We start from the raw sequence: 24,512 nt of genomic DNA, 5'->3' as shown, positions 1-24,512 counted from the left end.
GATCTGCGGGAAATTGGGATGCGCCGAGGCACGGCGCATCCCTTTCGGCGACTGGGATCAACGGTTGCCCATCAACCCGATCTTTTGGATCTCGAAGCGGTTGCCCGACATCGCGATCCGGGCCTGAACGCCCATCGACTCGGCCATCAGGCGCAGGTTGCGGTTGAGCCGCGCCACGTCCGAGCAGGTTTCGTACCAGTAGTCCGCAGTGGTCATGGTCACGCGCACAGGGCGGTGGTGGTCATATCCCTTGAAGCCGGCCAGGTAGCCCTCGATCAGGGTCATTTCCTGCGGCTGGAACCCGGTGAAGGCCAGCGTGTAGGCGGTGGTCAGGCCGGTGCAGCCCGCGGGCGCCGGGACGACCGGCTGCTGCGCGACGGGAGGAGTCACGACAACCGGCTGCTGCGGCACGGGCTGTGGGCTGGCAGGCGAAAGCACGTCGAGTTTGGTGGCCAGGACGCGGCCCACCTCGGCGCCGATGGTCTTGGCCTCTTTGCCCACATGTTCCAGAACGCAGTCGCGGTTGCAGACACGCGGCAGCGAAGCGACCGGGATTTCGCCCGCGCCGGGGCCAAAGGCGACCTCGAAGTTGCCGAGGCTCTGCATGGTCTGAGCGTGCAGCATGCGGCCCGTGACCCGGATGCGCAGATCCAGCACGTCGGGGATATAGGGGTTCTGGTCGGCCGAGGCGTAGATCTGGATCGGCAGGATCACGTCGATCGGCACGTTGGGAACGCGCTGGGCCAAGGCGATCAGTTCGGCATCCGACCGGCGCACCCGGTTTGGATCGGTAAAGCCCATGATGACGCCGGTCTGGTCGTAGACGCGAAAGCCCATTGTCTGCATCTCGGTGATGACGGCGCGCAGCACGCGTTCGAACACGCGCGAATTGCCGGGCACCGTGTCCAGATCTGCGTCTTCGGGCACGGGCAGGATGTTGGGCTGGTCTCCGGCGTGGCTCGGAGCCGGAGCAAGGGAGAGCGCCAGAACAAGCGCAAGGCTCGCGAAGGCGCCCATCAGGGTCGTGGTCAGGGTTTTCATGTAGGGACTCCTCCAATGTGGTCCGGATTCCGCGCCGCGCCCGGAAAGGCGTGGCGCCAATTTTTCAGTGAAGAACGATGATGCGGCCGTCGGGCTGGACGATCACGCGGCCGGAGACCGGCAGGGCCGGGTCGCAGTCGATGCCCGGTTTGGGCGAGAAATCGTCGAGGTCCAGCGCCTTGCCGTCCGGGCTGACGACACCGGCGGGGCAGGGCGGCAGCGGCGGAACGTATTGCGCGCCGGTCCGGGGCGGCAGCACGGGTTGCGGTGACGGCTGCTTGTGCAGGTCGCTGGTCTGTGGCGCCGGTTGCGGCATGGGAACGGGCCGCGGAACCACCGGCTGCACCGTGTCGATCAGCGTGATCTCGACCCGCCGGTTTTCGGCGGCATGGGGATCGGCGGGATTGCGCGGATAGCGCTCGCCCCAGCCGACCACCTCCAGCCGCCACGAGGGGATCGAGTGATGACGCATCAGGTAGCGCTTGACCGCCCAGGCCCGGCGATAGGACAGGTCGACGTTGTAATCGTCCGGCCCGCGTGCATCTGTGTGACCGGCGATCAGGTAGCGGTTGTTCATCAACTGCGCCGACTGCAGCGCCTGGCCGATCAGGTCCAGGTCTCGCCGCGCGGGCGGCGTCAGGAAGGCGCTGTCATGGGCGAAATACACCGTCACGTCCAAGCTGTAGCCGTAGTTCAGGACGATGGGCCGCCGATCGATGATGATGGTCGTGGGCCGCCCAAGGATCACCGGCGGCAGGAACACATCCGGCAGGGGGTGCGTGACCACGGGTGGCGCTGCTGTCGGCGGTGTGGCGGGCTGACCGGCCATCGGCGCCAGCGACTTGATGATCGCGGTGACGCTGTCGGCCCGCGAGGTGTCCAGTTGCAGGGTTTCGGTATTGGTTTGCGCATGGGCCGCGGAAAAAGCTCCGACCGCGACGGCAAACAGAATGGATAGTCGTTTTCGGGTCTTGTGCATGTCGTCTCCCCCACGGCAATGCGTTGGACACCCGTCAAGGAAACCGTCTGATACTCGTACTGCACTGAAACCTGGGTGCCTGTGAGGTCAGCCTGTGCCAATCGGGACAGGGCGACCTTGAGGGAGATCAAGAAGCATGCGAATTTTGGAATATTGATGGGGTGCGGGCGGTTTCGGCCGAGGCCTCAGCTTCCGACGCCGTCCAGCCGTCCGGGCGGCCGATGAGGCAGCTACGGGGCCAGCAGCGCCTTGAACCCGGCGCGTGTCTTTGGCGCGTCGAAGGCGGCAAAGGTCTGCATGACACGGGCGCGTTCGGCATCCTGCCGCTGGTGCAGAACGGTGGTCAGCGCCCCTATGCTGCGGGCGATTTCCAGCTGACCATCATGATCGGTGTCCGCCAGCCTGCCGATGACGGCGGACAGGGCCTCCTGCTGGACGACGCTGTCGTTGAAATCGCCCAGGTTGTCCTGAAGTTTCTTCAGCGCCTTGATGAGGCGTTTCATCTCTGACTTGCCAAAGAGCGGGGCAAAGAACTCCATCAGGTAGCGCAGTTTCTTGCACTGGATGCGCAACTGGTGGATTTCCGCGTCCGGCGTGTCCGCGTCGATCGCACGCGCGATCTTGCGAACCTTGCGATAGCGCTTCCGGATCAGGCGCTGAGCGTAGTCCCTGGCGGGGTGATCAGCCTCGTCTCCCTGGGCCAGACGCTCTTGCGGATTGGCAAAGAGATCCTGCAGGGCCGTAATCTCGGCGGCGTATGTCTCGCTACGGAGATGGTGGCAGAGCGCGTCATGGGCGGCATGGCGTTCCTTTGTGAAATGGTCGAACAGGAGGCCGACGCCGGGGCGCAGGCTCTCGGGAACCATCTGAATGTAGCGGGGGCGTTCGATCAGGTAGACGTCCAGGTCACGCAGGGGACCCGTGACAGACATGAGGGCCGAAAACCGCGCCTTGAGGTCCGCGACCTGTTCGGGGCTGTAGACGCCCTTGAACAAGGACAGGACAGAACGGATCTTGCGCAGGGCGACACGGTAGTCATGCAGGAACTCGCTGTCGTGATCGTCGATGATGCCCGGTTCGTTGGCGCGGGCAACAGGCAGGTGCGCGGCGATGATCGCCGAAGCCGCGTCAAAGGCCGGCGTGTCCGGCGAGAACGGGACATCCGGTTTGGGCTGATAGGCGGTCACGCCGGGGGCAAGTGTTTCGAGCGCCTCGCGCGGTGTACAGAAGGACGGCGCGGATCGCAGGTGTTTCAGAATCCGCTTGTAGTGGCCTTTCTGGCCGGACAGGGGGCGCAGCCTTATCAGGCTGACCTGGCGCCCGCCCTCCGCTGTCAGGAGGCGAATATGGCCGTGACACAATAGCCTGTCCTTGGCGTCGCGCAGGGCAACGTCCTGTGCCCCCATCTCTGCCGCAACAAGCTCGAGGAGTTTGCGCAGCGGCGATATGTTTTTGGCAAGAATGCCGGTCACGGCACCTCTTGGCATCTCGTCGATGAAGCCGTGCTGCGCGCTGTCCTGCCGAGTCTCGGTTCCACTAGCGTCCAGCAGTGTCAGGGTGTCCTCCGCCGCAACAAGAAGCATCCCGCCATGCGCCAGTTCCGTGTCGAAGGTGTCGGCCAGCACGGCTGGTGCCCGTGTCTCGTGGCCGAGGGCCGAGACGCGGCAATCACCGGCCAGCGTGGCGCGGAGATCGCCCTGGAACAGCAGGGTTTTCGGTTCGGTCTTGCTCATCGCGCCCCGGTGGTCTGGTTTTGGGTTTTGTCGGTTGCTCTTGTGGTGGACAGACTGACACAGAAGCGCGTCCTGGTGAACGGGGGGCTGCGCCAGGGTTCAGAATTGGGGTCGATGTGTCTAGGTCTGCGCACCGGGCCGTTTCTGGGGTTTTATCGGATTGCCCTTGCCCGCGGCCTCTGCAAACCTCTGCAGCGGGGCGACCGACGACGCGTGCCCCGGCTTTGGGCACCCGGATTGGATTGCGGTGGTCGGGAGAAAGGAACCTGGTGAATGATGATCTCGCCCGAATACTGCCTTGTCATGGCGCGCTACAACGCCTGGCAGAACCGGCAGGTGAAACATGCCTTCGCAGCGTTGGACGAGGCAGAGCTGGGCCGGGACCGCAAGGCGTTTTTCGGGTCGATCCTCGGGACGGCGAACCACCTGCTGTGGGGCGACATGATCTGGATGTCGCGCCTTGCCGGCACCGCGCGCCCCGAAGGCGGGATCAAGGAAAGCCCGAGGTTGACCGCCTCACGGAGTGAATGGGAAATCGCCCGCTTCCGCACGGATGCCGAGATCCTGCTTTGGGCGGAACGGCTGCGGGCGGTGGATCTGGCGGGGGAACTGTCGTGGTACTCCGGCGCGGTTGGGCGCAACGTGTCGAAACCCATGTCGCTCTGTGTGACGCATATGTTCAACCACCAGACCCACCATCGCGGCCAGGTTCACGCCATGCTGACCGCAGCCGGTGTCGCGGCACCGGTGAGCGACCTGGCCTTCATGCCGGAAGAGGGCCCCTGGCTGTGACGGGCGGGCCGGACGGACGCTGTTTCGCCTGACGGCGAAAGACGCCCCGCCCGCCGTCCCGGAGGGGCGGTGCGAAACGAGAAACAGGGAAGGGAGTGACCCATGTTCAAGGCGATGGTTGTCGACAAGGACGAAGAGAGCGGCAAGACCACCGCTGCGGTTCGGGAGATCGGTCTGCAAGACCTGCCCCATGCCGAGGTGACGGTGGCGGTGGAATATTCGACCGTCAACTACAAGGACGGGCTGTGCATCGGGCCGGGCGGCGGGCTGGTCCGAAAGTACCCGCATGTGCCGGGTATCGATTTCGCCGGCACGGTCGAAGAGTCGTCGGACGATCGCTACAAGCCGGGTGACAAGGTCGTTCTGACCGGCTGGCGTGTCGGAGAGGCGCATTGGGGCGGCTATGCGCAAAAGGCGCGGGTCAAGGCCGACTGGCTGGTGCCGCTGCCCGAGGGGCTGGACACGCGCGCGGCGATGGCAGTCGGCACCGCCGGGCTGACCGCCATGCTGGCGGTCATTGCGCTGGAGGATCACGGGCTGGAGCCGGGTCACGGGCCGGTCCTGGTGACGGGCGCCGCGGGCGGCGTGGGTTCTGTTGCGACAGCGATCCTGGCGCGGCTGGGCCACGAGGTGGCCGCTGTCACCGGGCGTCCCGAACAGGAGGAGTACCTGCGCGGCCTTGGCGCGACGCAGATCGTCCCACGCGACGACTTGTCCGAAGTCACCCGCAAGCCGCTGGAAAGCGAGCTATGGGCAGGCTGTGTCGATGCGGTGGCGGGCGCCATGCTGGGCCGGGTGCTGAAACAGATGAAATACGGCACATCCGTCGCGGCCATCGGCCTTGCCGGGGGCGCGGCGATCGAAGGGGCGCTCATCACGCCCTTCATCCTTCGGGGTGTCAACCTTTTGGGGATCGACAGCGTGATGCAGCCCTATGACAACCGCGTCCGGGCCTGGCAGCGCATTGCGCGCGATCTGCCGATGGACAAGCTGGAGACAATGGTTCAGCCTGCGACCCTGTCGGATCTTCCGCACCTGGGCCGCGACATTCTCGAGGGCCAGGTCAAGGGACGCGTAGTGGTGGACGTGAACGCATGAGCTATGACGATCAGAACATCTTTGCCAAGATCCTGCGGGACGAGATCCCCTCGACCCGGGTCTACGAGGACGCGGAAACGCTATGCTTCATGGACATCTTTCCGCGGGCCGACGGTCATTGCCTGGTGATCCCGAAGACACCCTGCCGCAACCTCCTCGACGCCTCTGGCGAGCAAATGGCCAGCGCCATGGCGACGACGCAGAAGGTGGCAAATGCCGCGATGTCGGCGCTGGGCGCGGATGGGATCACTGTCCAGCAGTTCAACGAGGGGCCGGGCGGGCAGGAGGTCTTTCACCTGCATTTCCACATCCTGCCGCGGTGGGAAGGTGTCGCGCTGCGGCCTCCCGGTCAGCAGGGGGACATGGCGAAGATCGCGGAAATCGCCGGGAAACTGCGCAAGGCCCTGAATTGAAGCGCATGCCATGAGCCGCGCACGCCTGGGCTTGCGCTGCCCGTTACAGCCCCGCCTCCGGATTTCGGTGGCGGGGCTAATTTTCTGATTTGGCATCATTTTTTCGACCCCGGATGTCGCTTTTGGTCCGTCGAGTGTCTTGATGATTTGTCCTCACCTGTGTTTCCGGGTTAGGCTTTGAAGGTCGAGACGCCGTGCAGGTTGTCATGGACGTGCAAGTGCCGGATGGCCGTTCCGCTCAGAACGCGCGCTTCCGGCAAAAAATCAAAGGGAGTGGGACGTGTTCAAACGGATCATGGTGCCGGTCGACCTCAAGCATGCCGATCGCCTCGAAAAGGCGTTGGGCTGCGCGGCCGATCTGGCACGACACTACGAGGCGACGCTGGTCTACGTCGGCGTGGCGGCGGCGACGCCAAGTTCCATCGCGCATACGCCGGAGGAATTCGCCAAGAAACTGAAGGAGTTCGCCGAGGATCACGGCAAGGACTACGGCATCGCGGTCGAATCGCATGCCGTGACCAGCCATGATCCCACGATCGACCTCGATCCGACGCTGTTGCAGGCGGTGGACGATACGGGTGCGGACCTCGTCATCATGGCGAGCCACATTCCGAACATCACCGACTACATCTGGCCGTCGAACGGCGGAACAGTCGCCGGGCACGCCAAGGTGTCCGTCATGGTGGTGCGTTGAGCGTCCGGGGACGACGCCGACGCACGCTCGTGAAGAAGGAAACGCAAGAACAGGGAGCCAAACATGGCTGATACCACAGAGGGTCAGGGGATACCCGAACCGGAGGGTGCCTCTGACATCATCGAGACCGATTACGAAATCGGTCAGGACAACATCGAGACGCAGGTCGGTCCATTTCCGATCGACATTCACAACCCGGTCTTCATGATCTCGGGTCTGAGCGTCGTCGTCTTCGTGATATATGCCTTGCTGGCGCCGACACAGGCGGGCGAGTTCTTCGGCTGGTTGCGCCCGGCGCTGACCAGCACCTTCGACTGGTTCTTCCTGTCGGCGGCCAACATCTTCGTCATCTTCTGCCTCCTGCTGATCGTGACGCCCCTAGGGTCGGTCAGACTGGGCGGTGCGAACGCAACGCCGGACTACGGCTATCCCGGCTGGTTCGCGATGCTGTTTGCCGCCGGCATGGGCATCGGGCTGATGTTCTTCGGCGTTCTGGAGCCGGCCTACTACTTCGGCACACCCTGGGGAGACGAGCCTCTGGGTGTGGTCCGGCCGTTTGCCGAGGATGGGACCCTGATCCAGGAAAACGTGCAGGAAGCCCGCCGCATGGCGCTGGCTGCCACGTCCTATCACTGGGCGTTGCATCCCTGGGCGATCTACGCGGTCGTGGCCCTGTCGCTGGCGCTGTTCTCCTACAACAAGGGTCTGCCGCTTTCGATCCGCTCGGCCTTCTACCCGATCCTCGGTGATCGTGTCTGGGGCTGGTGGGGCCATCTCATCGACACGCTCGCGGTCTTTGCCACGCTGTTCGGCCTGGCGACCTCGCTTGGCCTGGGCGCGCAGCAGGCGAATGCCGGCCTGGAATTCGTCTATGGCGTTCCGAACAACATCACGGTGCAGGTGATCCTGATCTGCGGCATCACGGCAGTCGCCCTCGTGTCGGTCCTGCGTGGCCTCGACGGCGGTGTGAAAGTGCTGTCCGAGATCAACATGGTCATCGCGGCGGCCCTGCTTGTCTTCGTGCTGTTCGCGGCGGGTGCGGTCAGCATCCTCGGTGAATTCGTCTCGGGCATCGGCGCCTATTTCCGCGAGGTCATTCCGCTGTCGAACCCGATCGGGCGGACCGATGACGGCTACCGCGAAGGCTGGACCGCCTTCTACTGGGCCTGGTGGATCAGCTGGTCGCCCTTCGTCGGCATGTTCATCGCCCGCGTGTCGCGTGGCCGCACGGTGCGCGAGTTCATCACCTGCGTCCTGATCATCCCCAGCTTCGTCTGCGTGTTCTGGATGGCCGTGTTCGGCGGCGCCGCGATCAACGACATGATCGCCAACGTCGACGCTTCGGCGGTCAAGGCGAACGTGATCGACAACTACGCACCTGAACTGTCGCTGTTTGCGATGCTGGACAGCCTGCCGCTGGCGGCGGTCACCTCGACCATCGGGATCATCCTGGTGATCGTGTTTTTCGTGACCTCGTCGGACTCGGGTTCGCTGGTCATCGACACGATCACCGCGGGCGGCAAGGTCGACGCGCCGGTGCCGCAGCGGGTGTTCTGGTGCACCTTCGAGGGGCTTGTCGCGATCGCGCTGCTGATCGGCGGGGGCCTGACGTCCTTGCAGGCGATGGTGATTTCGACGGGTCTGCCGTTCACCATCGTGCTTCTGCTGATGTGCTTTGCCATCTGGAAGGGTCTGAGCTCGGAACGGGCCAACACCTGATCCGGACATCGGACGACGGAAAGGCCGCGGCATCGCCGCGGCCTTTTTCGTTTCGGCATCACCCGGGGCGGGTTGACGCCGGGCGCCGCAGGCGATTTCTGTCGGGGTCCAGAGGCTGGAGAGTATCATGCTGGATATCGATTTCGTGCGGGCGCAGTTCCCCGCCTTTTCGGAACCTTCGTTAAAGGGGCTCGCCCATTTCGAGAATGCCGGCGGGTCCTACGCCTGCCAGCAGGTGATCGACCGGCTGACGCGGTTTTATACCGAACGCAAGGTGCAGCCCTATGGCCCCTTTGCCGCCAGTGCGGCGGCGGGCGCCGAGATGGACGAGGCCCGCAGCCGGTTGGCCGCGCTTCTGGGCATCGACACCGACGAGCTGAGCTTCGGCCCCTCGACCACCCAGAACACCTACGTCCTTGCGCGCGCCTTCCGGCAGTTCATGCAATCCGGAGAGGCGATCGTCGTCACCAACCAGGACCACGAGGCAAATTCAGGGCCTTGGCGGCGGCTGGAGGCCGAAGGCATCGAGATCCGTGAATGGAAGATCGACCCGGACACGGGGCACCTCGATCCCGAGGCGCTGGAGCCGCTACTGGACGAGAAGGTGCGGCTGGTCTGTTTTCCGCATTGCTCCAACGTCGTCGGAGAGATCAACCCGGTGACGGAAATCACCGCCCGCGCGCATGCGGCGGGGGCCTTTGTCTGCGTCGACGGGGTCAGCTATGCCCCGCATGGCTTTCCGGATGTGGGCGAGCTGGGGCCGGACATCTACCTGTTTTCCAGCTACAAGACCTATGGACCGCACCAGGGGATCATGGTGATCCGCCGCACACTGGCCGAGGCGTTGCCGAACCAGGCGCATTTTTTCAACGGCGATGTGCTGACCAAGAAGTTCACGCCCGCGGGGCCAGATCATGCCCAGGTGGCAGCCTGTGCAGGCATGGCGGACTACGTCGATGCTCTGGCGGCGCATCACGGCTGCACCGCGCATGACCTGCATGACCTGATGCGCGGGCATGAAACCCGGCTGCTGCAGTCCCTGCTGGACGCGGTTTCGGGGCGCAACGGTATCCGCCTGCTGGGGCCGCGCGACGCGACCAACCGCGCGCCGACAGTGGCCTTGGCCCTGCCAGGTCCGGCCGACGCCGTGGCCGCAGAACTGGCCAAGCACGGGATCATGGCCGGGGGCAGCGATTTCTACGCGGTGCGCCCCTTGCAGGCGATGGGGATCGACCCGGCGCGCGGGGTTTTGCGCCTGTCCTTCGTCCATTACACCAGCGAGGAAGAGGTGGCCAAGCTGATCGAGGCGCTCGACGCGGTTCTCTGATCCGGGGGTTGCCCTTTGGCGGTTCGCGCTATGTCGCATCCGGCAAGCCAGTGAAGGAGCGCGCCTTGTCCGACACCTCTCCCGTCCTCCTTTGGATCCGGCGCGACTTGCGCCTGTCCGATCATCCGGCACTGGATGCCGCCTGCAAGGCCGGGCGTCCGGTGATCCCGGTCGTGATCCGCGATGCGGTGATGGATGGCTTGGGCGCCGCGCCGAAATGGCGGATGGGACTCGGCATCGATCACCTTGCACAACGGCTGGAGGACAAGGGGACGCGGCTGGTGCTGCGGTCGGGCGATCCGGTGAAGGTGCTGAGGGCTCTGGTGGAGGAAACCGGGGCAGGGGCGGTCTACTGGATGCGGGCCTATGACCCGGCCAGCGTGGATCGCGACAAGGCCGTGAAATCCGCGCTGCAGGAAACCGGTATCGAGGCCACCAGCTTTGCCGGACACCTGATGTTCGAACCCTGGACCGTCGAGACGAAACAGGGCGGCTTTTACAAGGTCTTCACGCCGTTCTGGAAGGCGGTTCGGGGGCTGGATGTGGCAGCGCCTCTGCCGACGCCGGGCCGGATCCCGGCGCCGGATACATGGCCCAAGGGCGAAGACCTGGAGGATTGGGCTCTGGGCGCGGCCATGCGGCGCGGCGCGGATGTGGTGCGCCCCTGGGTACAACTGGGCGAAGACGCCGCGCAGGGCAGGCTGGGGGCCTTCATCGCCGAGAAGGTGTCCGCCTATGGCGAGACCCGCGATCTCCCATGGACCGACGGCACCTCTTGCCTGAGCGAGAACCTGGCTCTGGGCGAAATCACCCCGCACCAATGTTGGCACGCCGGGCGGCGTGCGATGGAGGATGGCAAGAAGGGCGCCGAGATCTTTCTGAAGGAACTGGTCTGGCGCGAATTTGCCTACCACCTGATGTGGCACACGCCACATCTGCTGGAGAGCAACTGGCGCGAGGAATGGGAGGCCTTTCCCTGGAACGAGGACGAGTCCCGCCCCGAGGTCATCGCCTGGAAGCAAGGGCGCACGGGCATTCCCTTTGTGGATGCGGGCATGCGCGAGATGTACGTTACAGGACGGATGCACAACCGTGCCCGGATGATCGTCGCCTCTTACCTGACCAAGCACCTGCTGACGCATTGGAAGATCGGGATGCGCTGGTTCGAGGATTGCCTGATCGACTGGGATCCGGCGTCCAACGCGATGGGCTGGCAGTGGTCGGCCGGGTCCGGGCCGGATGCCACGCCCTATTTCCGGGTCTTCAATCCCGTCACCCAGCGCGACAAGTTCGATCCGAAGAAAAAATACATCGAGCGCTGGATCGCGGAAGGCCGCCGACACCCGTCCGAAGAGGCGTTGAGCTATTTCGATGCCGTTCCGGTCAGTTGGGGGCTATCGAATGATGACCGCTATCCCGATCCTGTGGTGGCGGTTGACGAAGGGCGCAAACGCGCCCTCGCGGCCTACGAAAACCGCGGGTTCTGACGCGGTGCCGGGTGTCTCAGTTTGTCACGCCGCCCATGCGGTCCATTTTGACCCAGCCGCTGGAATTGCCGGCATAGGCGATCTTGCAGACCGGCTTGGCATCGGAACATGTCTCGACATAGCCGCCCTCGCCAGGGGCGAGCGTGCCCACCTTCTGCGTGAACTCGACATCGCTGTAGACCGCGATGGGCAGGGCGGACATGTTGAAGTAGGGGATGTCGCGCGCCACGTTGCGTTCCCAGGATCCACCGGAAACCGGCTTGGGCTGCACTTCGCGGACGGGTTCGGACAGGGTCATGGCGGGTCGCGCCTGCGGAGCTTTGGTCTCTCCCTTTTCGAGGCCGACCATACTCATCATCTTGCCGCATCCAGAGGCTGCGAGGACCATGAGGCACACCACCACCAATTGATTCTTCATCTGTCATCTCCCGTTTTGAGGGAACGTATCGCTCCGGACTGATACCAGAAAACACCATGTTGAAGAAAATCCAAAGCACAAATCCTTGCCACAGGTGGTTTGGGCCATAAACTTCGATAAAATATCGGCTTCTCGAAAGAAACTTATGCTGTTGACAGACTTCCAGGGGCAGGCGGGGTTGCCCAGGTATTTCGCGCGGGTCTTCGACATGGCCCGTGGTATGGGCTGCGGCCGGCTGGATTTCGTGCTGGGTGACGGGCGCGTGTTTCGCGCCGAGGGACGTGTGCCTGGCCCGGTTGCCGAATTGCACCTGCACCACGACGATATCTTTGCCCGCCTGATCCGCGAAGGCGACCTCGGGTTTTGCGAGGCCTATCTTGACGGCTGGTGGTCCACCCCGGACCTGATGGCCTTCCTGGACCTCGTGCATGCCAACGAAGAGATGTTCGACGGCTATCCCGGCGGCGGGGTGGTACGCATGTGGGAGCGGTTCCGGTTCTGGCTGCAATCGAATTCCAGGCGGCAGGCGAAAAAGAACATCGCCCACCATTATGATCTGGGAAACGAATTCTACGGCCTGTGGCTGGACGATACTATGACCTATTCCTCGGCCCTGTTCCGCACCGGGCAGGAGAGCCTGGAAAAAGCGCAAGAGCAGAAGTACGCCTCGATGATCGACCAGATGGGGGCACAGCCCGGCGATCATGTTCTGGAAATCGGCTGTGGCTGGGGCGGTTTCGCCGAATACGCCGCCAAGGAGCGCGGACTGCGCGTGACCGGGCTGACCATCAGCCAGGAGCAGTATGCCTATGCGCGTGAACGGATCGCCAAGGCCGGTCTGTCTGACCGCGTGGAACTGAAATTGCAGGATTACCGGGACGAGCGCGGCCGCTATGACGGCATTGCCTCGATCGAGATGTTCGAGGCCGTGGGCGAGAAATACTGGCCCACCTATTTCGAGACCGTGCAGGCGCGCCTCAAGCCCGGCGGCCACGCCACGCTGCAGATCATCACCGTGCAGCACAAGCGGTGGGAGATCTATCGCCGGGGTGTGGACTTCATCCAGAAATACATCTTTCCCGGCGGGATGCTGCCCTCTCCCGAGGTGCTGCGCGCCGAGGTCGAGCGTGCCGGCCTGCAGGTGGTGCGCAGCCTGGAATTCGGCGAGAGCTATTCCCAGACCCTGCGCCGCTGGCACGAGACCTTCAACGACCGCTGGGAAGAGATTGCCGAAATGGGGTTCGATGCGCGGTTTCGCCGGATGTGGAATTTCTACCTGGCCTCTTGCGCGGCGACCTTTCACAGCGGTAACTGTGACGTGACCCAGATCACCATCGCAAAGCCCGCCTGACTGATGCCCAACGCCGCGAAACTGATTGCCGCCCTTGGCCTCGCGGCGCTGGGTTGGATCGTCTCGGACATGATCAAGCCGCTGGTGCCCTTCAGCGTCAATTTCGGCTGGTTCAACTACGTCAACGCAGCGATCGGTGTGCTGGTCGGCTGGATTTTCCTTGGACCCCGCTCGGGGCAGGGCATCACATCGGCGATCAACAACGGCATCACCGCCGCCATTGTCATGGTGATCGTGGGCCTGTTCGTGCAGGGCGTGAACGAGATGGTGCGCTTGTCCTTCGCCCGCCGTTACGACTCGCCCTTCGAGGCCATAGCGGCGATTTTCGAGATCAGCCTGGACTACGGGATGATCCTTCTCGACATGCAGGTGGTCCTGGCGCTGCTGGTCGGCGGTATCGTCGCCGCGCTTTTTGCCGAGACCATGGGCAGACGCTGGAGTTAATCTTGTCAGACCTGTTTTTTTACGGAACGCTGCGGCACCTGCCGCTGCTGGAATTGGTTTTGGGCCATGCGCCCGAGGTCGAACCGGCGCAATTGCCGGATCATGCGGTGCTCTGGGCCGATGGACAGGCCTTTCCGATGATCGTGGCCCAGCCGGGCGCGCGGGCCGAAGGGGTGCTGTTGCGCGGGGTCAGCGACGCGGACCGCGCCGCGCTGGATTACTACGAGGGCGGCTTTGCCTACGAGTTGCGCCCCGTGACGGTCGAAACCGCGGCGGGCCCTTGCGCGGCAGAGGTCTTTTTCCCTGTATCGGAGGACCGCTGGCAACCGGGGGCGCCCTGGTCGCTGGACGATTGGCTGGATCGCTGGGGCGAGGTGACAATGCGCGCCGCGCGGGAGGTCATGGACCGGCGCGGTGCCTACGCAGCGCAAGAGGTGGCGGGGATGTTGCCATTCTTCCGCGCGCGGGCCTGGGCCAATGAAATCGCGGCAGAGGGTGCGCCACAGACGCTGCGCCGGGCAAGCGGTCTGGAGGATATCGATTACCAGGGGCTGCGCGGGCAGCCCTTTCGCGGTTTTTTCCGGATCGATCCGTTCCGCTTGCGCTATCGCCGGTTTGACGGCGAGTGGAGCGCGCCGCTGGAACGGGAGTGCTTCATTGCTTTTGACGTTGCCCTTGTGTTGCCCTACGACCCGGTGCTGGACAAGGTGCTGCTGATCGAACAGATGCGCTTTGGCCCGATCCACCGGGGCGACCCGGCCCCCTGGGTGCTGGAGGCCGTGGCCGGCGTCGTCGACGCGGGCGAAAGCCCCGAGGAGGCGGCCCGGCGCGAGACCATCGAGGAAGCCGGGCTGGAGGTGAGCGCCCTGCTGCCGGCCTGCAAGGGCTATGCCTCACCCGGGTACACGACGGAATTCTACCACGCGTTCGTGGGGCTTTGTGACCTGTCCGGTCGTGAAAAGGGGATCGGCGGGCTGGACGAAGAGCACGAGGACATCCGCAGCCATGTCGTTACCTTGGATCACGCGATGGAGTTGATCGAGACCGGCGAGATCAACGCCTTGCCGCTGGCGATGCTGGTCAACTGGGTTGCGGCACGGCGGAGCGACCTGCGCGCGGGGCAGGTTGCACAAGCGTGAGGACACGCGGAGTGGCCCGGATTCAACGGGTTACAGGGGGGAATTGCGGAGGGCTGCCTTCGGCTGGTTGCCATGCTCCGACCTCGGTTCCAGCCGCGCGCCTTTGGTGTGCCGCCAGCCATGGCCCCGGCGCCGGCTGGCGCGGCTGTGATCAGCGCGCCGCTGCGTCTTGAGTTCCCCCGACCTCGGCCCTACACCAATGGGAACACGTTTCGGAAAGGACACGTCATGCGCAAATCGCAGGACCTCGCACAGGCTGTCGGGCAGACGCCGCTGATCAAGCTTCGCAAGGCATCGGAGCTGACTGGGTGCGAGATCTGGGGCAAGGCGGAATTCATGAACCCGGGCCAGTCGGTCAAGGATCGCGCGGCGCTCTACATCATCAAGGACGCCATCGCGAAGGGCCAGCTTGCGCCGGGCGGCACCATCGTCGAAGGCACCGCCGGCAACACCGGGATCGGCCTGGCGCTGGTGGGCGCCTCGATGGGGTTCAGGACCGTCATCGTCATGCCAGAGACGCAGAGCCAGGAAAAGAAGGACATGCTGCGTCTCGCAGGGGCCGAGCTGGTGCTGGTCCCCGCCGCTCCCTACAAGAACCCCAACAACTATGTCCGCTACTCCGGCCGGCTGGCCGAGAAGCTGGCCGCCAGCGAGCCCAACGGTGCGATTTGGGCCAACCAGTTCGACAACGTGGCCAACCGCCAGGCCCATATCGAGACCACCGGACCGGAAATCTGGGAACAGACGGGCGGCAAGGTCGATGGCTTCGTTTGCGCGGTGGGCTCTGGCGGGACGGCCGCGGGCGTCGGCATGGCGCTGCAGCCCAAGGGCGTGAAATGCGGGATCGTAGATCCGATGGGGTCGGGCATCTACAGTCTCTACAAGACCGGCGAGGCCAAGCCCGAAGGCAGCTCGATTTCCGAAGGGATCGGCCAGGGGCGGATCACCGCCAACCTCGAGGGGTTCAAGCCCGATTTCCTGACCCAGGTCAGCGACGAAGAGGCCCTGCCCATCGTGTTTGACCTGCTGGCCGAAGAGGGCCTCTGCATGGGGGGATCGACGGGCATCAACGTTGCCGGCGCGATCCACATGGCCCGCGAGATGGGGCCGGGGCACACGATTGTCACCGTGCTTTGCGACTATGGCACGCGCTACCAGTCTAAGCTGTTCAACCCGGATTTCCTGCGCGACAAGGGCCTGCCGACCCCGCCCTGGATGACGCGTGGACCGTCCAGCATTCCCGGTGTATTCGAGGACGCATGACCTCTACTTCCCGTTTCTTGATGCGGGCGCTGACTGCGCTCGCCCTATCGCTTTTCCTGTGGACAACCGCGGCGCTGGCCCAACAGGCCATCACGCCCGACTATTCCGCATGGGACACAATCGCCACCCGTGCCGAGTCGATGATCGACGCCGAGCGCGCCTCTGATGACCGGCTAGAGACGCTGCGCGCGCAGGTGGCTGACTGGCGTGAGCAATTCCTGGCCGCGCAGAACGCCAATGCCTCGCGTATCCAGACCCTGGAGGCCCAGCTCAACGCGCTCGGCCCTGAACCGGAAGATGGTACCGAGACGGCTGAAATCTCGGAACAGCGGGCGCTGCTGAACCAGCAACTTGCCCAGCAGCGGGCGCCGGTCCTGAGGGCCGAGGCCGCCTATTCCCGCGCCGACGCTATCATCGGTGGGATCGACCGGATCATTCGGGAACGACAGGCTGATGAGCTGCTGGAATTCGGGCCGTCACCGCTGAACCCGGTGCACTGGCCCGGGGCTCTTCAGAATGTCCAGACCACCTTTGTCACGCTTTGGCAGGAGATCGTGCAGAACGTCAGCACCCCTGCCAACCGCCGGGCGGCGCTGCAGAATGCGCCCAGCGTGCTTTTGTACATGGTGATCGGCATCATGCTGATCGCGCGGGGCCAGTACTGGGCGCGCGCCGGCGTGGACAAGCTGCGGGCAGGCACGCGGCGCGGCACCGGGGTGTTCCGGTTCCTCGTCTCTCTCGGGCATATCCTGCTGCCCTACCTGGGGGTTGTCGCCCTGTTGCAGGGTGTTGCCGCAACGGGTTTCGCCATCGACGAATGGAACGTGCTGCTGAACAAGCTGCCGCTCTGGGCGGCGATGCTGTTCGGCATTCGCTGGCTGGCAGACCAAGCTTTCAACAAGGATGACGAGGTGGCGGCGGTGCCGCTCCCGGCAGAGGAACGGCCCAAGGCACGGCGCCTGTCGAACCTGCTGGCCGTGCTCTACGTTCTCGAATCCCTTGTCGCCACGCTGATCGAGCTGGACGGCTATTCGCCCGAGACCACGGCCGTGGTGCAATTCCCGGTCCTTGTTCTGGCGGGCTTTCTGCTGTTCCGCCTTGGCCGCTTGCGCAACGACGCGGCAATGGTCGGATCCGAGGCGGCCCGCGACGAAGGCGCCGGGGATTTCCGCCTGCGCTTTGCCAAGCTGCTGGGCCGGATCACCCAGATCGTGGGTGTCGTCGGCCCGATCATGGCGGCCATCGGCTATTTCAAGGTGGGCGAGGCGCTGGTTTACCCGACCATCGCGACACTGGCCCTTGTCGGCCTGGTCATCGTTCTGCAGCGTTTCATCAACAACCTGTACGAACTGATCCTGGGCCGCCAGCCGGACCACTCCGAGAGCCTGCTGCCGGTGCTGGCAGGATTCGTACTGTCGCTGGCCGCACTGCCTCTGCTTGCGCTGATCTGGGGCGCACGCGTGGCCGACCTGACAGAGATCTGGGCCCGCGCGCAGGAGGGGATTTCCCTGGGCGACACCCGCATCTCGCCGACCTCGATCATCGTTGTGGTGCTGGTCTTTGCCGCCGGCTACATGCTGACCCGGCTGATGCAGGGGGCGCTGCGCTCCTCCGTCCTGCCCAAGACCAAGATGGATCAGGGTGCGCAAAACGCCATCGTCTCCGGCGTGGGCTATGTCGGTGTCTTCCTGGCGGTCATCATCGCGGTTACGGCCGGGGGGCTGGACCTGTCCTCGCTTGCGATCGTCGCCGGTGCGCTGTCCGTCGGTATCGGTTTCGGCCTGCAGAACATCGTGTCGAACTTCGTTTCGGGGATCATCCTGCTGATCGAACGTCCCATCGGCGAAGGAGACTGGATCGAGGTCAACGGCACCCACGGGATCGTCAAGGACATCTCTGTCCGCTCGACCCGGCTGGAGACCTTCGACCGCTACGACATGATCATCCCGAATGCGGATTTGGTTTCCGGAACGGTATCGAACTACACTCGTGGCAATTCCCTGGGCCGGATCATCATCGACGTGGGCGTGGCCTACGGCACCGATACGCGCAAGGCCGAGCGTATCCTGCTGAACGTCGCGCGTCAGCACGACATGGTCCTGATGAACCCGGCGCCGGCGGTCGATTTCATGGGCTTTGGTGCGGACTCGCTGGATTTCCGTATCCGGGCGATCCTGTTCGACGTCGGGCAGGGTCTGGCGGTCAAGACAGAGATGCGCCACCAGATCGTCGAGGAATTCGCCCGCGAGGGTATCGAGATTCCCTTTGCGCAGCGCGATCTGTGGTTGCGCAATCCGGAGGTTCTGGCCGATGCGGTCGAAAGCCGCTGGACCGCATCGCAGGACCGGGATGCTCAATCGGGACAGCACCGTTCGTCAGAGCGCAAGTCCAACGCCGTCATGGGGGATGAACGCGCGGACGACGACGGAGAAGATGCATGAGCGAGGATCTGCTCTACCGCGAGGACCCTTACCTGCGCGATGCCCCCGCCGAGGTCGTGTCCCTGACCGACGAGGGTGGCATCGTGTTGTCGCGGTCTCTCTTCTATCCGACCGGCGGTGGCCAACCCGGCGACAGCGGCTGGCTGGAATGGGATGGCCGCACGCTGGAGATCGCGACCGCGGTCAAGGGCGAGGGGGGCACCTCTGTGCTTGTGCCTGCCGAACCTGCGAAATTGCCGGCGGTCGGGACGAAGCTCGTGCAGATGCTGGACTGGGAAAGGCGCCACAAGCACATGCGCATCCATACCGCGCTGCATCTCTTGAGCGTGGTGATCCCCTTGCCGGTGACAGGCGGGCAGATCGGGGCCGGGACCGGGCGTCTTGATTTCAAGATGCCCGAACCGCCACAGGACCGCGACGCGGTCGAAGAGGCCTTGAACCGCCTGGTGGACCGCGACCTGGAAGTGACGGAGGGCTGGATCACCGAGGCGGAACTGGACGCACGACCGGAACTGGTCAAGACGATGTCCGTGCAGCCTCCGCGCGGTGCGGGCCGGATCCGGCTGGTCCGGATCGGGTCGGGCAGCGAGCAGGTGGACCTTCAGCCCTGCGGTGGCACCCATGTCGCGCGCACCGGGGAGATCGGCGCACTGAAGCTGGGCAAGATCGAGAACAAGGGAAAGCAGAACCGGCGCGTGGCCATCGCACTGGCGTGATTGCGCGTGTGCGCGGTTGCGGAAATGACCGCTTCAGCGCGTTTCCACTTGGCTTTGGTCCGGTTGTCGGCGGTCCGGGGCGGGGCGCCGTCAGCGTTTCTTGATCGGCACGCCGTATAGCTCCATGCGGTGCCCCTTGAGCCGGTAGCCCAGCTTTTCCGCGATCTTCTCCTGCAGAGCCTCGATCTCCGGGTCGACGAACTCGATCACCTCACCACTGCTGAGGTCGATCAGGTGATCGTGGTGTTCGCGTTCCGCGTCTTCGTACCGGGCACGGCCATCGCCGAAATCCACCCTTTCGAGAATCCCGGCTTCTTCGAACAGCTTGACCGTGCGGTAGACCGTGGCAATCGAGATATTGGGATCGCGCGCCGAAGCGCGGGCATAGAGATCTTCCACGTCCGGGTGATCCGTTGCGCGTTCCAGCACCTCGGCGATGGTCCGGCGCTGGTCGGTCATGCGCAGGCCCTTGGCGGTGCAGCGGTCTGAAATGCTATCGGTCATGGGCCCGGAGTCGTTGGTCTGGCGCCCGTTTTAGGCAATGCGGCGGGCGAGGCCAAGCCTCGAACGCGGCGCGCACGTGCGACGTAGACGGCCAGAGTGATGATGACCACGGCGCCTCCCAGCAGCATGCGGCGCGAGGGGGCCTCGCCAGTGCCGAGCCAGACCCAGAGCGGGGCAAGCACGGTTTCCAGAAGCAGGAGCAGGCTGACATTGGCGGCGGCGGTGTGACGGGACGCCTGGCTGAGGGCGAAAAAGGAGAGCGGGAGCACGAGGATGCTGGCCACGAGGATCGCCCAGAGCGTTCCTTGCGCCATTGCTCCGGGTCCGGTGACCATCCAGCCAACCGTGCCGGCGATCAGCGCACCGAGGCCGATGGCCAGCAGCAGCGGCATGTCCGGATTGTAGCGCAGGGTGACGAAATTGAGCGCCAGAGCAAAGGCCACGCCAAGACCACAGGCAGCGCCCGTCAGCGCGGCCGCGTCCAGCGCCGCCGCGCCCTTGTCGGTCACCGCGATCGCCAACCCGCCCAGCACCAGCACGATGGCGGTCCATGTGGCGCGCGAGGTCGCCTCGCCATGCAGGAGGCGTGCCAGCAGAGCGGACCAGACCGGAACCGTCGCCACGCCCAGGAGGACCGGTGCCACAGGCGACACCGCGATACCCACCGGGAACAGCATGGCGTTCACTGCGTGGCAGGCGATCACCATCAGCGCGGCCGGCGCGACAACACTATTCAGGTCGGCTCGGTGGGTCCGGCTGGTCAGGGTCCAGGCGGCGAAAAAGATGATCGCCATGCAGATCCCGCGCCAGCCCAGCATCTGGAATCCGGACATGCCTGACAGGCGCATCAGCAGGGCGTCGGGCGTCAGGATCAGCGCCCCGGCCAGCGCAAGGCCGAGGCCGAAGGCCGGGGAACGTGTCATGGATTTCCTAGCCGTAGAGCGGTTGCATTCCCATCTGCATGTGCAGCATGTTCACCACCGCCTCGTCGAGTTGCATGGCCTTGGCAAGACTGTCGAGGTAATCGGCCTCGGCCTGGGTATCGACCCGGATCGTCATCAGCGAGGCGGAATAGACCTGCATACGCTGCGCTTCGGGGACATCCGCGGCCAGTGCTTCGGGATCGACAGGGGCCTTGAGCTGCTGCTGGATGAAGGCGCGGTCTTCGGGATCTGCATCCTCGCCCAGGGTTTCAAGGATCTTGGCCTGCTCGGCTTTGTCGATGCCGCCATCACTCTTGGCGGCCTGAATCATGGCGCGCAGCATCAGGGCGGCGGCGGCTTCGGCCTCTGGCGCGGTGGACTGGGCGTTCATGGCGTCCATCAGACCGGCCGCGCCCTTGCCCTGTGCTTCGGCCGTGGTACCTGCAAAGGCCGCAAGCATCCCCGCCATGCCGGTGCCGCCTTCGCCCAGCTGTGACAGAAGCCCGCCGCCTTTCGTTGTCCCCGCCTGCCCGGTGAAGGCCGAGAAATCCATGCCACCGGTCTGCATGTTCTTCATCATGTCTGCCAAGGGATTTGCCCCTGCGCTACCGGCGCCGGGCATGCCGGGAAAGCCGCTTTTCTGCGCCGCTTCCATCATCTCCTGCCAGCCGCCGCCCTGGGGCGCCTGTCCACCCATCAGCTTGCCCATCTGCGCCTGCAGCGTCGCAGTCGGCGTTTTTGCCGGAACCTGCGCGCCGCCGCCGAGGAGACCGCCAAGGCCTTGACCTCCGGACAGTTGGTCGACCCCGCGCGCGGCGGCATACCCGATGGCGAGTTTTGCCAGTGTTCCCATCAGACCCATGTGCTTTCTCCTCTCAGCCGATGATCTCCCTTGGCCGACTGTGACAGATGTTCGCCTCCGCGCACAGGGGGAGCGTCCGCTTTGGATTGACCTTGCCCGCGTCCGGGTGTCCAAGACGGCATGGAACGCAAGCAACAGATGGACCTCGCCGGTGCGGTGGGGATGGTGGTTTTTGCCAATCTCCTGGCCTTCAACCAGGTGGCGATCAAGCTGACCAACGCCGGGATCGGACCGGTTTTCGCGGCGGGGCTGCGCTCGGCCCTGGCGCTGGTGGTGCTGGGGATCTGGCTGTGGGTCAGCGGGCGCCGGATCAAGGGGTTGCGGCGCACGCTATGGTCGGGGTTGGTGCTGGGCGGGTTGTTCAGTCTCGAGTTCATCCTGCTGTTCAACTCGCTGGACCTGACAAGCGTCTCGCGGGCCTCGATCACCTTTTACGCCATGCCGGTCTGGCTGGCCCTGGTGGCGCATTTCACCTTGCCGGGTGAGCGCCTGTCACCCAGACGACTGTTGGGGCTTGTGCTGGCGATGGCGGGGGTGGCCTGGGCACTGGCCGATCCGCAAAGCCGTGGGGCGGGGAACATCCGCGGCGACCTCTTGGCGCTACTGGCCTCCTGGGCCTGGGCCGGGATCGCCTTGACCGTGCGCCTGACGCGGGCCTCGGAACTGAACGCCGAGGGGCAACTGTTCTGGCAACTGGCGGTTTCGGCGGTGGTGCTTTGCGTGTTGGCGCCGCTCTTCGGGCCGCTTTGGCGCGGGGCCGACGTGCTGAGCATCTTCGGTCTTGCCTACGGCACCTTGGTGGCCTCGCTGGGGTTTCTGTTCTGGTTGCGGCTCATGGGGATCTACCCGGCGTCGGACATTGCCTCTTTCAGCTTTCTGTCTCCGGTCATGGCCGTGGTCTTTGGCTGGCTGGTCTTCGACGAGCCGCTGGGGCCGGATTTCCTGGGGGCATTGGCGCTCACGGCGGTGGGGATCGTTTTGATCAACCGCCGCCGCAAAACCCGGGGAGAGGTCCCGCCCGGACCCGGGCAGGAGACATTGCGCAAAGAAGGTTAGGCCTGGAGAAAAGGCCCCGGGACTTGCCCGGGGCGCTGGGGCTACCCCCGTTGTCTCAGGTGCCGCAGAAGGTGGCACGGACCTTTTCGCCGCTCGACGGCGGACGGCGCAGATCCGCATAACTGTCGTCCACGTCGAATGGTGCCGAAAGCGCGGCATTCAGGCGCTGGAAGGGCGCGTCGTCACCGGCGACGGCGGCCTCGATCATCTGTTCGATCCTGTGGTTGCGCGGAATCAGGACCGGGTTGACGGTCCGCATCAAGGCCTGCGGGTCGTCCTCCTGTTCCAGCCGGGTCTGCCAGCGTGCCTCCCATTCGTCGAAGGCCGCGCGGTCCGTGAACTGGTCGCGGGCGCCGCCATCCGACAGGGCGCGGAAGGTGTTGGTGAAATCCGCGCTTCCCTCGTGCATCATCGTCAGCAGGTCACCGATCAGGGACAGGTCTTCCTGTGTCGGGGCGGAAAGGCCTATCTTGGCGCCAAAGCGGGCCAGCCAGAGCGCACGCAGCCGGTCGGGCATGGCATGCACGGCCTTGGTGAAATCCTCGACGGCCTTGTCCGTGTCGGGCATCAGCGGGACCAGGGCCGTGGCCAGCTGGGCCATGTTCCAGACGATGATGTCGGCCTGCGCCGCATAGCCGTAACGGCCAAAGCGGTCGATCGAGGAAAACACCGTGTCCGGGTCATAGGCATCCATGAATGCGCATGGCCCGTAGTCGATGGTTTCGCCCGAAAGCGCGCAGTTGTCGGTGTTCATGACCCCGTGGATGAAACCGACGCCCATCCATTGCGTCACCAGCTGCGCCTGCCGTTCGATCACGGCGTTCAGCAGATCCAGTGGATCCCGGGCATCCGGGTAGTGGCGGTCCACCGTGTAGTCGTAGAGCGTTTGCAGGCGGTCATTGTCCTGGCGCGCTGCAAAAACCTGGAAGGTGCCCACCCGGATGTGGCTTTGCGCCACCCGGGTCAGGACGGCGCCGGGCAGGGGGCGTTCGCGGATGACTTCCTCACCCGTGCGGATCGCGGCAAGGGCGCGCGTGGTCGGGATGCCAAGCGCATGCATGGCCTCGGACACGACGTATTCGCGCAGGACCGGTCCAAGCCAGGCCCGTCCGTCACCACGGCGCGAGAAGGGCGTCGGCCCGGAGCCCTTGAGCTGGATGTCCCGCCGGACGCCATCGGTGCCCACGACTTCGCCCAGCAGCAAGGCGCGCCCGTCGCCCAGTTGCGGGTTGAACTGGCCGAACTGGTGGCCGGCGTAAAGCTGGGCCAGCGGCTCGGCCCCCTCGGGCAGGCTGTTGCCGCCGAATTGGGCCGCCAGCGCAGGATCATCTGCACCGGTGATGCCAAGGAGACCGGCGAGATCGTGGTTGAAGGCCACGGTCTGGGGCGCCTTGACCGGGGTCGGGCCGAGACGGGCAAAAAAGCCCTCTGGCAGGCGGGCATAGGAGTTGTCGAAAGGGATGTGCAGGGTCATGCCCGAGATATAGGGGCGCGATCACGGTTACGCCAGAAGTCTTGCCCCCGCCGCTCGAGGGCTAGGGTTGTTCGGGACGCAACAGACAGGAGCAAGACGATGCAAACGGAAAATGCCTACGCGATGCGCCTCATGGATCGGCCCGAGTTCGCCTCGAAGCCGCGCCCTCTGACGTTTTCGCCGGATACCACGGTGACGGCCGCCGCGCAGGCGATGGACGAGCGCAATTTCGGTTCCGTCGTCGTGGTTGATGCGGAGGACAAGGTGCTGGGCGTGGCGACGGAACGCGACATCCTGCGCAAGGTCGTGGCCCGGAACGGCGATGCCGCCAGCCTGACGCTGAAAGACATCATGACCCGAGATCCGCGCGTGGCGCGGGAGACCGACGAGGTCATCGACTGGCTGCGCATCATGTCGAACGAACGGTTCCGCCGTCTGCCAGTCGTGGACGAGGACGAGCGGATCAAGGCAGTCTTTACCCAGGGCGATTTCGTCAGCTACACATGGCCGGACCTGATCTACCAGGCCAAGGAACTGGCCAAGGCAAGCGTGGGCCGCAACTATCCGATCTGGCTGATCGGCGGAGGCATCATGCTGTACTCGATCCTGATGGTGATCGTCGTGAGCGCGATGTGAGG

The 24,512-nt window shown here is 64.7% G+C and carries 23 protein-coding genes; 15 read left to right on the top strand and 8 right to left on the bottom strand.

Annotated features, from left to right (window positions below; genetic code table 11):
• Positions 1–57: 57 nt before the first annotated feature.
• From ACQY5B_RS13195 to ACQY5B_RS13185, 3 genes are all read right to left on the bottom strand, one after another.
• Entirely contained in the window at positions 58–1,041 is a 984-nt protein-coding gene (locus ACQY5B_RS13195; RefSeq protein WP_305968134.1) for a hypothetical protein, read from the bottom strand.
• A gap of 64 nt (positions 1,042–1,105) precedes the next feature.
• Entirely contained in the window at positions 1,106–2,020 is a 915-nt protein-coding gene (locus ACQY5B_RS13190; RefSeq protein WP_420324925.1) for an OmpA family protein, read from the bottom strand.
• A gap of 230 nt (positions 2,021–2,250) precedes the next feature.
• Complete coding sequence (locus ACQY5B_RS13185; protein ID WP_420324926.1) at positions 2,251–3,753, bottom strand: CHAD domain-containing protein; 1,503 nt, start codon at positions 3,751–3,753, stop codon at positions 2,251–2,253.
• Between the two features lie 273 nt (positions 3,754–4,026).
• Here ACQY5B_RS13185 and ACQY5B_RS13180 point away from each other — a divergent pair, with 273 nt between their 5' ends.
• The 7 genes from ACQY5B_RS13180 to ACQY5B_RS13150 all read left to right on the top strand — a co-directional run bounded on the left by ACQY5B_RS13180 (position 4,027) and on the right by ACQY5B_RS13150 (position 11,283).
• Positions 4,027–4,545, top strand: coding sequence for a DinB family protein (locus ACQY5B_RS13180; RefSeq protein WP_420324927.1), 519 nt, complete (start codon positions 4,027–4,029; stop codon positions 4,543–4,545).
• 102 nt (positions 4,546–4,647) lie between these two features.
• Positions 4,648–5,643 carry an acryloyl-CoA reductase gene (gene acuI / locus ACQY5B_RS13175; RefSeq protein ID WP_420324928.1) on the top strand — a complete coding sequence of 332 codons (996 nt, stop codon included), beginning with the start codon at positions 4,648–4,650 and terminating at the stop codon, positions 5,641–5,643.
• Complete coding sequence (locus tag ACQY5B_RS13170) at positions 5,640–6,056, top strand: HIT family protein (protein WP_420324929.1); 417 nt, start codon at positions 5,640–5,642, stop codon at positions 6,054–6,056. Before acuI ends, ACQY5B_RS13170 begins: the two co-directional genes overlap by 4 nt.
• A 280-nt stretch (positions 6,057–6,336) precedes the next feature.
• The gene (locus tag ACQY5B_RS13165; protein ID WP_420324930.1) at positions 6,337–6,750 is read left to right on the top strand and encodes a universal stress protein; all 414 of its coding nucleotides are present in this window, start codon (positions 6,337–6,339) and stop codon (positions 6,748–6,750) included.
• Between the two features lie 63 nt (positions 6,751–6,813).
• The gene (locus tag ACQY5B_RS13160) at positions 6,814–8,469 is read left to right on the top strand and encodes a BCCT family transporter (RefSeq protein WP_420324931.1); all 1,656 of its coding nucleotides are present in this window, start codon (positions 6,814–6,816) and stop codon (positions 8,467–8,469) included.
• Positions 8,470–8,596: 127 nt separating this feature from the next.
• Positions 8,597–9,796: an aminotransferase class V-fold PLP-dependent enzyme gene (locus ACQY5B_RS13155; RefSeq protein WP_420324932.1), complete on the top strand. Its 1,200-nt coding sequence runs from the start codon at positions 8,597–8,599 to the stop codon at positions 9,794–9,796.
• Positions 9,797–9,861: 65 nt separating this feature from the next.
• The gene (locus ACQY5B_RS13150; RefSeq protein WP_420324933.1) at positions 9,862–11,283 is read left to right on the top strand and encodes a cryptochrome/photolyase family protein; all 1,422 of its coding nucleotides are present in this window, start codon (positions 9,862–9,864) and stop codon (positions 11,281–11,283) included.
• Between the two features lie 16 nt (positions 11,284–11,299).
• Here ACQY5B_RS13150 and ACQY5B_RS13145 read toward each other — a convergent pair whose 3' ends face one another.
• Complete coding sequence (locus ACQY5B_RS13145; protein WP_420324934.1) at positions 11,300–11,701, bottom strand: hypothetical protein; 402 nt, start codon at positions 11,699–11,701, stop codon at positions 11,300–11,302.
• 145 nt (positions 11,702–11,846) lie between these two features.
• On the opposite strand from ACQY5B_RS13145, the gene ACQY5B_RS13140 reads away from it, so the two are divergent.
• The 6 genes from ACQY5B_RS13140 (at position 11,847) to ACQY5B_RS13115 (ending at position 19,055) form a co-directional block, all read left to right on the top strand.
• Positions 11,847–13,052, top strand: a complete 1,206-nt coding sequence (locus ACQY5B_RS13140; protein WP_420324935.1) for a class I SAM-dependent methyltransferase — start codon at positions 11,847–11,849, stop codon at positions 13,050–13,052.
• Positions 13,053–13,055: 3 nt separating this feature from the next.
• Complete coding sequence (locus ACQY5B_RS13135) at positions 13,056–13,496, top strand: TrgA family protein (protein WP_420324936.1); 441 nt, start codon at positions 13,056–13,058, stop codon at positions 13,494–13,496.
• Between the two features lie 2 nt (positions 13,497–13,498).
• Positions 13,499–14,635, top strand: coding sequence for a gamma-glutamylcyclotransferase (locus ACQY5B_RS13130; RefSeq protein ID WP_420324937.1), 1,137 nt, complete (start codon positions 13,499–13,501; stop codon positions 14,633–14,635).
• A 228-nt stretch (positions 14,636–14,863) separates the two neighbouring features.
• Positions 14,864–15,898, top strand: coding sequence for a cysteine synthase A (locus tag ACQY5B_RS13125; RefSeq protein ID WP_420324938.1), 1,035 nt, complete (start codon positions 14,864–14,866; stop codon positions 15,896–15,898).
• A 20-nt stretch (positions 15,899–15,918) separates the two neighbouring features.
• Positions 15,919–18,339: a DUF3772 domain-containing protein gene (locus tag ACQY5B_RS13120; protein WP_420324939.1), complete on the top strand. Its 2,421-nt coding sequence runs from the start codon at positions 15,919–15,921 to the stop codon at positions 18,337–18,339.
• Complete coding sequence (locus ACQY5B_RS13115; protein ID WP_420324940.1) at positions 18,336–19,055, top strand: alanyl-tRNA editing protein; 720 nt, start codon at positions 18,336–18,338, stop codon at positions 19,053–19,055. Before ACQY5B_RS13120 ends, ACQY5B_RS13115 begins: the two co-directional genes overlap by 4 nt.
• Positions 19,056–19,145: 90 nt before the next feature.
• Here the strand turns inward: ACQY5B_RS13115 and ACQY5B_RS13110 are convergent, their stop codons facing one another.
• The 3 genes from ACQY5B_RS13110 to ACQY5B_RS13100 are packed head-to-tail and all read right to left on the bottom strand — an operon-like array spanning position 19,146 to position 21,344.
• Entirely contained in the window at positions 19,146–19,559 is a 414-nt protein-coding gene (locus ACQY5B_RS13110) for a Fur family transcriptional regulator (RefSeq protein WP_305968151.1), read from the bottom strand.
• Positions 19,556–20,482, bottom strand: a complete 927-nt coding sequence (locus tag ACQY5B_RS13105; protein WP_420324941.1) for a DMT family transporter — start codon at positions 20,480–20,482, stop codon at positions 19,556–19,558. The genes ACQY5B_RS13110 and ACQY5B_RS13105 overlap by 4 nt, the downstream gene beginning before the upstream one ends.
• Positions 20,483–20,489: 7 nt before the next feature.
• Positions 20,490–21,344, bottom strand: coding sequence for a DUF533 domain-containing protein (locus tag ACQY5B_RS13100; protein ID WP_420324942.1), 855 nt, complete (start codon positions 21,342–21,344; stop codon positions 20,490–20,492).
• 120 nt (positions 21,345–21,464) lie between these two features.
• Between ACQY5B_RS13100 and ACQY5B_RS13095 the strand changes: the two genes are divergently transcribed.
• Positions 21,465–22,400, top strand: a complete 936-nt coding sequence (locus tag ACQY5B_RS13095) for a DMT family transporter (protein ID WP_420324943.1) — start codon at positions 21,465–21,467, stop codon at positions 22,398–22,400.
• A gap of 55 nt (positions 22,401–22,455) precedes the next feature.
• Here the strand turns inward: ACQY5B_RS13095 and ACQY5B_RS13090 are convergent, their stop codons facing one another.
• Positions 22,456–23,874 carry a protein adenylyltransferase SelO gene (locus ACQY5B_RS13090; RefSeq protein WP_420324944.1) on the bottom strand — a complete coding sequence of 473 codons (1,419 nt, stop codon included), beginning with the start codon at positions 23,872–23,874 and terminating at the stop codon, positions 22,456–22,458.
• Positions 23,875–23,973: 99 nt separating this feature from the next.
• Between ACQY5B_RS13090 and ACQY5B_RS13085 the strand changes: the two genes are divergently transcribed.
• Positions 23,974–24,510, top strand: coding sequence for a CBS domain-containing protein (locus ACQY5B_RS13085; protein ID WP_305968156.1), 537 nt, complete (start codon positions 23,974–23,976; stop codon positions 24,508–24,510).
• The last annotated feature ends 2 nt before the right edge of the window (positions 24,511–24,512 follow it).

Origin of the sequence: Antarctobacter sp., from assembly GCF_965277915.1 — a bacterium.
Classification (GTDB): Bacteria; Pseudomonadota; Alphaproteobacteria; order Rhodobacterales; family Rhodobacteraceae; genus Antarctobacter.
The sequence above is the reverse complement of the archived record's forward strand: the minus strand, read 5'-3'. Positions and strand labels throughout refer to the sequence as shown.

Bases quoted from the DNA above. Each gene is read 5' to 3' on its own strand.
- ACQY5B_RS13195 (WP_305968134.1), bottom strand. From the start codon at position 1,041: ATGAAAACCCTGACCACGACCCTGATGGGCGCCTTCGCGAGCCTTGCG.
- ACQY5B_RS13190 (WP_420324925.1), bottom strand. From the start codon at position 2,020: ATGCACAAGACCCGAAAACGACTATCCATTCTGTTTGCCGTCGCGGTC.
- ACQY5B_RS13185 (WP_420324926.1), bottom strand. From the start codon at position 3,753: ATGAGCAAGACCGAACCGAAAACCCTGCTGTTCCAGGGCGATCTCCGC.
- ACQY5B_RS13180 (WP_420324927.1), top strand. From the start codon at position 4,027: ATGATGATCTCGCCCGAATACTGCCTTGTCATGGCGCGCTACAACGCC.
- acuI (WP_420324928.1), top strand. From the start codon at position 4,648: ATGTTCAAGGCGATGGTTGTCGACAAGGACGAAGAGAGCGGCAAGACC.
- ACQY5B_RS13170 (WP_420324929.1), top strand. From the start codon at position 5,640: ATGAGCTATGACGATCAGAACATCTTTGCCAAGATCCTGCGGGACGAG.
- ACQY5B_RS13160 (WP_420324931.1), top strand. From the start codon at position 6,814: ATGGCTGATACCACAGAGGGTCAGGGGATACCCGAACCGGAGGGTGCC.
- ACQY5B_RS13155 (WP_420324932.1), top strand. From the start codon at position 8,597: ATGCTGGATATCGATTTCGTGCGGGCGCAGTTCCCCGCCTTTTCGGAA.
- ACQY5B_RS13145 (WP_420324934.1), bottom strand. From the start codon at position 11,701: ATGAAGAATCAATTGGTGGTGGTGTGCCTCATGGTCCTCGCAGCCTCT.
- ACQY5B_RS13140 (WP_420324935.1), top strand. From the start codon at position 11,847: ATGCTGTTGACAGACTTCCAGGGGCAGGCGGGGTTGCCCAGGTATTTC.
- ACQY5B_RS13135 (WP_420324936.1), top strand. From the start codon at position 13,056: ATGCCCAACGCCGCGAAACTGATTGCCGCCCTTGGCCTCGCGGCGCTG.
- ACQY5B_RS13125 (WP_420324938.1), top strand. From the start codon at position 14,864: ATGCGCAAATCGCAGGACCTCGCACAGGCTGTCGGGCAGACGCCGCTG.
- ACQY5B_RS13120 (WP_420324939.1), top strand. From the start codon at position 15,919: ATGCGGGCGCTGACTGCGCTCGCCCTATCGCTTTTCCTGTGGACAACC.
- ACQY5B_RS13115 (WP_420324940.1), top strand. From the start codon at position 18,336: ATGAGCGAGGATCTGCTCTACCGCGAGGACCCTTACCTGCGCGATGCC.
- ACQY5B_RS13110 (WP_305968151.1), bottom strand. From the start codon at position 19,559: ATGACCGATAGCATTTCAGACCGCTGCACCGCCAAGGGCCTGCGCATG.
- ACQY5B_RS13105 (WP_420324941.1), bottom strand. From the start codon at position 20,482: ATGACACGTTCCCCGGCCTTCGGCCTCGGCCTTGCGCTGGCCGGGGCG.
- ACQY5B_RS13100 (WP_420324942.1), bottom strand. From the start codon at position 21,344: ATGGGTCTGATGGGAACACTGGCAAAACTCGCCATCGGGTATGCCGCC.
- ACQY5B_RS13095 (WP_420324943.1), top strand. From the start codon at position 21,465: ATGGAACGCAAGCAACAGATGGACCTCGCCGGTGCGGTGGGGATGGTG.
- ACQY5B_RS13090 (WP_420324944.1), bottom strand. From the start codon at position 23,874: ATGACCCTGCACATCCCTTTCGACAACTCCTATGCCCGCCTGCCAGAG.
- ACQY5B_RS13085 (WP_305968156.1), top strand. From the start codon at position 23,974: ATGCAAACGGAAAATGCCTACGCGATGCGCCTCATGGATCGGCCCGAG.